Source organism: Mesorhizobium sp. P3_A9, assembly GCF_056402975.1.
The window spans coordinates 1-5,997 of sequence record NZ_JBFUGJ010000351.1 but is presented as its reverse complement, the minus strand read 5'-3'; the positions used below and the strand labels follow the sequence as shown (position 1 = coordinate 5,997).

The 5,997-nt window shown below is 65.3% G+C and carries 6 protein-coding genes; all 6 read right to left on the bottom strand.

From position 1 onward, the window contains the following. Positions 1 to 135 precede the first annotated feature (135 nt). Positions 136 to 954, bottom strand: a complete 819-nt coding sequence (locus AC1DX0_RS29505; protein ID WP_477357948.1) for an SDR family NAD(P)-dependent oxidoreductase — start codon at positions 952 to 954, stop codon at positions 136 to 138. A gap of 68 nt (positions 955 to 1,022) precedes the next feature. Then, positions 1,023 to 1,910, bottom strand: a complete 888-nt coding sequence (locus tag AC1DX0_RS29500; RefSeq protein WP_477357946.1) for an intradiol ring-cleavage dioxygenase — start codon at positions 1,908 to 1,910, stop codon at positions 1,023 to 1,025. Between the two features lie 9 nt (positions 1,911 to 1,919). Next, on the bottom strand, positions 1,920 to 3,674 hold the full coding sequence (locus AC1DX0_RS29495) for an FAD-dependent oxidoreductase (RefSeq protein WP_477357943.1): 1,755 nt from the start codon (positions 3,672 to 3,674) through the stop codon (positions 1,920 to 1,922). Further along, positions 3,674 to 4,723, bottom strand: coding sequence for a branched-chain amino acid ABC transporter permease (locus tag AC1DX0_RS29490; RefSeq protein WP_477222934.1), 1,050 nt, complete (start codon positions 4,721 to 4,723; stop codon positions 3,674 to 3,676). The genes AC1DX0_RS29495 and AC1DX0_RS29490 overlap by 1 nt, the downstream gene beginning before the upstream one ends. A gap of 8 nt (positions 4,724 to 4,731) precedes the next feature. Beyond that, positions 4,732 to 5,595, bottom strand: coding sequence for a branched-chain amino acid ABC transporter permease (locus AC1DX0_RS29485; RefSeq protein WP_477357940.1), 864 nt, complete (start codon positions 5,593 to 5,595; stop codon positions 4,732 to 4,734). Positions 5,596 to 5,659: 64 nt separating this feature from the next. Next, the coding region (locus tag AC1DX0_RS29480; protein WP_477357937.1) for an ATP-binding cassette domain-containing protein at positions 5,660 to 5,997 on the bottom strand (338 nt) is incomplete at its 5' end.

Below are 5,997 nucleotides of genomic sequence, written 5' to 3'. Positions count from 1 at the left end.
CTTCAACACGGTCCGGCGGCTGGGCTGCAAGCCCGATTTCACCAGTCTGTTGTAATAGGTCATCGTCGTTTCCTCCCTTGGTTAAGTCTCGCCGACCCGTCCCCTCGACGAGACCGGCGTCCGTTTGAAACCTCTTCAGGTCATCCGCAGCAGCGAACCGCCATCGATGACGATCAGCGACCCGGTGACATAGGACGAGGCGGGCGAGGCCAGATAAAGCGCCAGGCCCTTGATCTCTTCGGGATCGCCGATCCGGCCGAGGAGCGACTGGGCCTCGAAAGCCTTGCGGTCCGCCGGATTGCGCAGCCGGCCGCCGGCGATGTTGGTGATGAACGGTCCGGGCAGAATGGCGTTGATGCGGATGTTGTGGGCGCCGAGCTCCATCGCCATGTGGCGAACGAGATGGTTCACCGCAGCCTTGGCGGGCATGTACGGCGTGCCCACGATGCTCTCGTTTATCAACGAGGCGATGGACGACGTGACGATGATCTGGCCGCCGCCGTTGGGCTTCATGTGCCGGGCGGCATGCTTGATCGTGGTGTAGACCGAGGTCAGGTTGATTTCGATCACCTTGTCCCAGTGCTCATCCGGCAGGTTCTCGATGGCGCCCTCGGGATTCCTTTCGCCGGTCGCAGTGTTGAAGCCCGGCCCGGCGTCGATCCCGGCATTGGCGAACACAACATCGATCGAGCCTGCCTTGTGAGCCACCTTGTCGAAGGCCTCTGCCATGGCTACACGGTCGCCGACGTCGGCGACCTGGCCCCAGACATCGCCTCCCGCGGCCCTGATCGCGGCCACGCTCTTTTCCAGCCCGGCAGGATTCRGATCGAAGATGCAGACCTTCGCCCCGTGCTCGGCCATGATCTCGGCATAGGCCTGGCCGATGCCGCTGGCGCCGCCGGTGACGATCACCGACTTGCCTCTGACATCGAACATCTTTTCGAGTGCGGCCATCCATTTCCTCCCTGTTTCAGCAACACCGACCCGCACACGGGCGCTTTCGCAGCGCCCGCTGCGCAGGGTCACTTCTTCTTGCGCGACAGCACGAAATCGAACTCGACGTCATAGAACGGAGCCACGACCTCGACCCTGGCGGCGGCCTCGGCGTCCTCGACCTTGCGGAATTCGGCGAGCAGGCTCTGCTTGACGCCGAAGACGGCGTCCGTATCGATGTACGGGTCGTCCGGATCGAAGATGTGCGTGGTCAGCGCCTCAAAGCCCTCGGCTTCGACGATGTAGTGGAGATGCGCCGGGCGATAGGGATGGCGTCCCAAAGCGCCGAGCAACTTGCCGACCGGCCCGTCATCCGGGATAGGGTAGTATTTGGGCTTTGCGCCGCGGAACCAGTAGCGCCCCTCSGAGCCGGTGCGGAASACSCCGCGTAGGTTGAAGTCGGGCTGGATGCCCTTCTGCTGCACGTCGTAGAAGCCTTCGTCATTRGCCTGCCAGACGTCGATCTTGGCGCCTGCGATCGGATGGCCCTCGGTGTCGAGGATGCGGCCATGCACGAACATCGGCTCGCCCTTCTGGTCGAGGCAGATGTTSGAGCCCATMGGCAGTTCGGGCGCRTCGGCGASATGGAAGGGCCCSAGCACCGTGGATTCCGAGGCGCCCGACGGCTTGCGGTTGTTGATCGCATCGACCAGCATCGAGACGCCGAGCACATCAGACAGCAGGATGTACTCCTGCCGCCACTCGTTGCAGATCTGGCCCGTCTGCGTGAGGAACATGATCGCGCCGAACCATTCCTCCTGTGTCGGCTCGATCTCTTTCACCGCCTCGTGCAGCTTGCGGGTGATGACTTCCATCACCTGAGTAAGCCGCCGGTCCTTGGCGTTCTTGTTGCGCGCCACGACGACTTCGGCCGAGTTCGCTTCGGTGAAGTAGCCGTATTCGTGTTCGTCGATCATGGACATTCCTCAGCGTGCGAGAACGGATTTGAGGACCCGGCGCAGCTCGGCCGCCGGATCGGCGGCCAGCGCCTCGGAGCGCCAGGCGACGTGATGGTCGGGGCGGATCACCAGGCAGCCCGCATCGCCGATTTCGCGTGCACGCGCCCAGTCGCCGGTATGGTCCTCGATCGTACGGCGCGGGCCGATGACATGAGTGCGGATCGGCAGACCGAGTTCCGCACCAATCGTCTCGGCCGCGACAACCCACGCCTCGCCGCCAATGCCGGTCAGCAGCGTGAATTCGCCATGTCCACAAAGGTCGAGCGTCGAGACCTTCCTGCCCGAGCGCTCGAAGACCCAGACATGCGGCAGGCGCGCACCGGGCCAGGTCGTTGGCGCATAGTGCAACTCGCGATCCCTCTCGAAGGCCGGCTCGGGCTGGTCGCCGGTTATCACCGCGCCGGACACGTAGCGCTGGTTCATCTCGACGCCATGGGCGTCGAACTCGTACTTCTTGAAGGCGATGGCCTTGCGCAGCGCCTCGCGCTGCGCCTCGGCGGCGGGGGTCGCGTCCGCACGGGCCTCCATGTTCCTCTGGATCTTGTCGTGATCCACGCCGCCGTCCATGCCGAGGGCCTCGAAGATGGGACCGAATTCGGCGATGGACTGGTTCGCGCGCGTCACGATCTGGCGCGCGATCGGTGCGCGTTCCACCGAGTAGCTGTCTAGAAGCCCGATGCCCGCCTGCCCCTTGACGACCTTGGCAAGCTTCCAGGCGAGGTTGAACCCGTCCTGGATCGAGGTGTTCGAGCCGAGCCCGTTCGAGGGCGGATGCCTGTGCGCGGCGTCACCCATGATGAACACCCGCCCCTTCTGCATCTGCGTGGCAAAGCAGTTGTTCACGGTCCAGGTGTTGGCGCCCAGAAGCTCGATCTCGAGCTTCTGATCTCCGACCAGCTGGCGCGCGACCTCGGTGGCCAGTTCCGGCGTCACATCGGGCGSCGGCTGGTTGATGTCGTAACCCCAGACRATSAGCCAYTCGTTCCACGGCCGCACCATGCGAACGAGACCCATGCCGATGCCGCCGACGTCGGCGCCGGGCTGCATGACCCAGTAGAGGACGCTCGGCCGGTGGGCGACGTATCTCGAAAGATCGGCCCGGAACAGGATGTTCATCGACCCGCCGACGCCCATCTTGCCCTCGAACGGCAGGCCCAGATGCTCGGCCACCAGCGAGTTGCCGCCATCGGCACCGACGAGGAACTTCGACCGTACGGTGAAGTCCTTGCCCGACAGCCGGTCGCGGCAGGTCGTGGTCACGCCGTCCGCGTCCTGAACATGGCCGACATATTCGGTGCTCATGCGCGCCTGCGTCCCGCGCGCGCATGCCGTCTTGAACAGGATCGGCTCCATGAAGGTCTGGGGCAGATCGTTCATGAAGGACGGCGACGACAAGAGATGTTCGGCCTTGGAGAGCGGGTCCGTGCCCCAACTCTTCATCCGGCCAAGCTCCTCGCCGGCCAGGCTTTCGCAGAACACGTTCTCGCCCATCAGCTCCTGCGGCGAGGCGTGCATCACGGCCTCGGCCTCGACCTCCGACCCGAGGTCGCGCAGCACCTCCATGGTGCGCTGGTTGGTGATGTGGGCACGCGGCGTATTCGACAGCCAGCGGTAGCGGTTCACGACCATATTGGCCACGCCGGAGCTGGATAGGAGTGCCGCCGTGGCCGAGCCGGCCGGGCCCGTGCCCACGATCAGCACGTCGGTTTCGATATCCGCCATCAATTTCCTCCTTCGATCTTCGGACCGGCCAGCCTGCGGCGGACCGGAAACAGGTGCAGGCCGCTGCGGGCCGAGATCAGCCCCCACAGCCCCTTCGGTGCAAACAGCATCACGGCGATGGCGACCAGGCCGAGTGTCATCAGGTACCAGCTGCCGTAGTCGGCCAGCGCGGAGCGCAGGGCAAAGAAGACCAGCACTCCGACGATGGGCCCCTCGATGGTGCCGATGCCGCCGATGACGACGATGAAGATGACGTAGGCGGTCCAGTCGGTGACGGCGAAGGCCGCCTCCGGCGAGATGCGGGCCGTCTGCAGAAAGATCAGCGCGCCCGTCAGCCCGGTGGCGGCCGCGGCGATCAGAAAGACCGCCCATTTGAGCCGCCCGGCATCGACCCCAACCGATTGCGCCGCCTCGACATTGTCGCGCACGGCCGACAACGCCAGCCCGAGGCGACTGCGCAGCAGCCAGTAGATGCCGCCCGTGACGGCCACAACCAGCACCAGGGCCAGCCAATAGGCGAGAATATCGCGCGCCCCGGCCTCGCGTACGCCGAACAGTGCCCGGATCGCATCCGTGCCCATGACATTGCTCGTCGCCTCTCGTGGCAGCGAGGTGCCGGTGCCACCGCCCAGCGATTTCCACTGCGCGACCAGCAGACGCGTCACCTCGGCGATCACCCAGGTGCCGATGGCGAAATAGGCGCCCTGCAGACGGAAGGCGAAGAAGGCCGTCGGAACCGCCAGCAGCAGCGCCGCAAGGCCACCCAGCAGGATCGCCACGACCGGGTTCCAGCCCAGCAGGATCACGCCGGCGAACATCGCATAGGCGCCAATGCCGACGAAGGCCTGCTGACCCACCGAGACAAGACCGCCATAGCCCGCCAGCAGGTTCCATATCTGCGCCAGCGTCAGCATGGTGAGGATGAAGAACAGATCCTGTATGACGCCCCGCGAGGCCACGGCAGGCAGCGCGAGCGCGGCGACGATGAAGATGGGCACGGTGATCGCGGTCACGGTTCCGGCGCGGGTGCGGGTTGTCAGTCGATACATGCCGCCCCTCAATCCACTGCGCGCGGAAAAAGCCCGCGCGGCTTGAGCAGCATCACGGCCAGGAAGGCGATGTGGCCGGCCAGGATCTGCCATTCCGGATTGAGCGCCGCACCAAACGTCTGCGCCACGCCGATGATGATCCCGCCCGCAAGCGTTCCCCACAGGCTGCCGAGGCCGCCGATGATCACTGCCTCGAAGGCATAGATCAGCCGCGCCGGTCCGATCGAGGGATCGAAGTTTGCTCGCATGCCGAGGTAGAGCGCCGCTAGCGTAACCACGACCATTGCGATCCCGGTGGCGATCGCGAAAATCCGCTTCGGCTCTATCCCCATCAGCCCCGCCGTCACGGCGTCGTCCGAGGTGGCGCGGAAGGCACGGCCGAGGGCGGTGTGGTAAAAGAGCCCGTTCAGGGCAATGATCATCGTGATCGCCGACGCAAAGGTCATCAACGGCATGATCCCCACCGTGACCAGCCCGAGATCGAGCGAGGCCCCCCCCAACGCGCCCACCGGGATGCGGCGGCTGTCGGCGGAGAAGACCTCGAGCAGCCCGTTCTGCAGGGTGACCGACAGGCCGAAGGTGACCAGAAGCGGCGGCAGGATGTCCTTGCCCAGCACGCGATTCAAGACAGCGGCCTGCAACAGCCAGCCGAGCGCGAACATCACCGGCATGGCGACCAGCGCGGCGATCCAGGGCGACAGGCCGAGCAGCRTGACGCCCATCAACACCAGATAAGCGGCAAGAATGATGAGGTCGCCATGGGCCAGATTAACCAGCCGCATGATTCCGAAGACGAGGCTCAATCCCGCTGCGAACAGGGCATAGAGCCCGCCCAGCAGAATCCCCTGCACGAGGGTGTCCAGCCAGATCATCGCTGCACCATGCCGATCAGGCCATGACAGCGCGGCGCGAGCAAACGATGGCTTGGTCCCGTCGTCATGCCGCCGCTCCGAAATAGGCGGCATGGATTTTTTCGCGCGTGGCCTCGGCGGCCTTGGCGACCAATGTGACACGCCCCTCCATCATGCAGTAGACACGGTCGGCCACCGCCAGCGCCTTGCCGATATCCTGCTCCACCACCACGATCGCGGCGCCGCCTTCGCGGATCCGGGGAAGCGCGGCGTAGATGTCGCGGATGACGACAGGCGCAAGGCCGAGGCTGATCTCGTCGCAGAGCAGCAATTCCGGGTTCGACATCAGCGCCCGGCCAATCGCCACCATCTGCTGCTGGCCGCCCGAGAGCGCGGTGCCGGGGCTCTTGCGCCGCTCGCGCA

Bases quoted from the DNA above. Each gene is read 5' to 3' on its own strand.
- AC1DX0_RS29490 (WP_477222934.1), bottom strand. From the start codon at position 4,723: ATGTATCGACTGACAACCCGCACCCGCGCCGGAACCGTGACCGCGATC.